We start from the raw sequence: 2,630 nt of genomic DNA, 5'->3' as shown, positions 1-2,630 counted from the left end.
TTGGACGCCGCCTGTGAACGACAGCTCCGCCGCATTGATGACCTCGACGGTGAGCTGCGATGGTCACGCTTCGTCGAAGAGGCGTTAGCCAACACGCCGATACGTTCGATGCTGGCGCTGCCCCTTTTCACCCGCGAATTCCCCAGATCGGTACTGAGTCTTTACGGCGACCGGCCAGCCGTGTTTGGGGCTAAAGGCGAACACATCGGTTTGGCATTTGTCGCCGACGCCGTTACCGCTGTGGAGACATGGCGTCGACAGCAGCGGTTCCGCAGGGCGGTGATCAACCGGGACACCATCGGACAAGCTAAGGGAATTCTGATGGAGCGCTTCGATATCGACGCGGTGGCCGCGTTCTCGTTGCTGGCCGAGTTGTCCAAGAGTCGAGGGCAGTCGGTGTCCTCGGTGGCGCGCGGGTTGGTGCGTCGAGAACTTGTCGACGACGGGAAGCGGTTGCAATCGTGACCAACACGCGAGTGCGCGTGCCCATCGTCGGGACGCGACTACCCATCGTGAATCGTAATCGTTTGGTGTTGTGCGAGAAGCGGTTTGAGACGATGGATCAGGCGGCGCCTGTCGAGGCGCCGTCATCGCGTGGCGCACCGATGCGCTCTCGACCGCCACCACACGATCCAGAGTATGCCGATGTGTTGGACATGTTTCGCGAGCTCGCCCAGCTTCCGGCCGGGTCATCGCAGAGCCGATGCGTCCGCAGCCGGATCGTTGAACGGTGCCTGCCCCTGGCAGACCACATCGCCCGCCGCTACCACGGCAGGGGCGAACCAGATGAAGACCTCCTGCAGGTCGCCCGCGTTGGCCTCGTCAACGCGGTGAACCGTTTCGATGTCTGCGTCGGCACTGATTTTCTGTCCTTCGCGGTGCCCACCATCATGGGCGAGGTGAAACGGTATTTCCGCGACAGCGGCTGGTCGCTGAGCGTGCCGCGTGGCGTCAAGGAGATATACCGCCAACTCGGATCAGTAACCGAGGATTTGTCACAACGCCTGGGGCGTGCGCCGACGGTCACCGAAATGGCCGCAGAACTGGACATGGAGCGCAGCGACGTCATGGAGGGCCTGCTCGCCGGGGGATGTTATCGGACCAAGTCCATTGACGAGCCCCGTGGCGGCGAGCAGGGCGCCAGAACAATTGCAGACCACCTCGGCGACTACGACACCGACATCAGCCTCGTGGAGAGCCGAGAATCGTTGCGGCCGCTGCTGGCCAACCTACCCGAGCGCGACCGCGACATCATCGTCATGCGCTTCTATGAATCCCTTACCCAAAGCCAAATCGCCGATCGACTCGGCGTCGCTCAGATGAGTGTGTCGCGCCTCCTCGGAAAGGCCCTGACCCGACTACGCGATGAGCTAACCCAATCCCCGTAGGGCGTCCGCTGTGCTGTCCTCCGTCGCGCGCGGGCTGGCGCCTTGGGTCATCAGCTCGCGCTGCACCCCAGCGGCCGCCACCTCACGTTCGGAGCCGATGTGAGCGGCCAGCGCCGTGCACAAGCCAGCGGCTTGGCCGGTCGCTGTCGCCATCGGCATCACCCGGCATGAGGAATGGGCGAAGGAATCCGGAACGCGACCGCGCACAATCGTGGCGCCGTGGATGGCAGTCGCGGTGCTGGCCTCGCTGGCATGCGTTGGCGGACATGCACTTCAGGACGTGGCCGGCAACGTGTAGCAAGGCGGGCTCAATGGCTTCCCAGCCGGCGCTCTATTGGTGACGTTGGTCGGGCAGATGGTCCCCGAAGGAGGGAGAGGGCGGATTTTTCGCGATGTGACCTGTTTAGCAAGACAAACGCAGGGTATGGCACCGACGCGCACGGCCCGTGGCGCCCAGTGCTTACGCCGAACCAATGGAGGTGATTTGTCGTGGCCGAAACATCGGAGATGTCAACAGAGGATGTCGTCGCCTTCCTCAAGGGGCAACACAATCGAATCAAGGAACTATTCACCGAAACCATCAACGCTCCCGACAACGAAACACAAGAAAGAGCATTCTTCGAACTTCGTTCGCTCTTAGCCGTGCACGAAAAAGCCGAGGAGATGGTCGTCCACCCCAGGGCACGAGCCACAATCGACGGTGGCGACGCCATCGTGGGCGCGCGACTGGAAGAAGAGAACCAGGCCAAACGACAGCTCTCGGAGATCGAACACATCGACATCGGCTCTTCGGCGTTCGTGGAAGCCCTCAGGCAGTTTGAGCGAGACGTAATCGATCACGCCAACCATGAGGAGAACGAGGAATTCAACAAGCTGCATGACGCCCTCGGCGGAACAGACCGCCGACGGATGGCCGACGCCGTTCGTGCCGCCGAGGCCATCGCGCCCACCCGACCGCACCCCGGTATCGAATCCGCCAAGGAAAACTTCGCGGTGGGCCCATTCGCGTCAATGCTCGACCGCGCCCGCGACGCGCTAGAGTCGGCCGTCCGGTAGGCATGACATACCAGCCGATGGCTGGCCGATCGGTACCGCCGGGGCAAGATCGACCATCGGGATGCGGCTGTTTCGTCGAGCCCGATCGAATCGCGGACCACCTGCACCTGCCACTCAACGTCGTCGGACACTTGCTGGCACAGTTGAAGGGCGATCCAACTGTCTATCCGATGCCGGGTTCGGAAA

Annotated in this window: 4 protein-coding genes; 3 read left to right on the top strand and 1 reads right to left on the bottom strand. The window is 62.6% G+C overall.

Going from position 1 to position 2,630, the window contains the following annotated elements:
- Together QOI01_RS20950 and QOI01_RS20945 are read left to right on the top strand one after the other, a co-directional pair.
- On the top strand, window positions 1–465 hold a 465-nt coding region (locus tag QOI01_RS20950), incomplete at its 5' end, for an ANTAR domain-containing protein (RefSeq protein WP_526384325.1).
- Between the two features lie 140 nt (window positions 466–605).
- Complete coding sequence (locus QOI01_RS20945) at window positions 606–1,388, top strand: SigB/SigF/SigG family RNA polymerase sigma factor (RefSeq protein ID WP_526384323.1); 783 nt, start codon at window positions 606–608, stop codon at window positions 1,386–1,388.
- Here the strand turns inward: QOI01_RS20945 and QOI01_RS20940 are convergent.
- Window positions 1,371–1,595, bottom strand: a complete 225-nt coding sequence (locus QOI01_RS20940; protein ID WP_526384321.1) for an FAD-dependent oxidoreductase — start codon at window positions 1,593–1,595, stop codon at window positions 1,371–1,373. The two genes, QOI01_RS20945 and QOI01_RS20940, sit on opposite strands and share 18 nt — an antisense overlap.
- Window positions 1,596–1,877: 282 nt before the next feature.
- Here QOI01_RS20940 and QOI01_RS20935 point away from each other — a divergent pair, with 282 nt between their 5' ends.
- Window positions 1,878–2,444 (top strand): hemerythrin domain-containing protein, encoded by a 567-nt coding sequence (locus tag QOI01_RS20935; protein WP_526384319.1) that lies wholly within the window; start codon window positions 1,878–1,880, stop codon window positions 2,442–2,444.
- Window positions 2,445–2,630 lie beyond the last annotated feature (186 nt).

This window comes from Mycobacterium sp. (genome assembly GCF_032162605.1).
In the GTDB taxonomy this organism is placed as follows: domain Bacteria; phylum Actinomycetota; class Actinomycetes; order Mycobacteriales; family Mycobacteriaceae; genus Mycobacterium.
The sequence above is the reverse complement of the archived record's forward strand: the minus strand, read 5'-3'. Positions and strand labels throughout refer to the sequence as shown.

Excerpts from the sequence above, each read along its gene's own strand:
- QOI01_RS20945 (WP_526384323.1), top strand. The coding sequence starts at position 606 with ATGCGCTCTCGACCGCCACCACACGATCCAGAGTATGCCGATGTGTTG.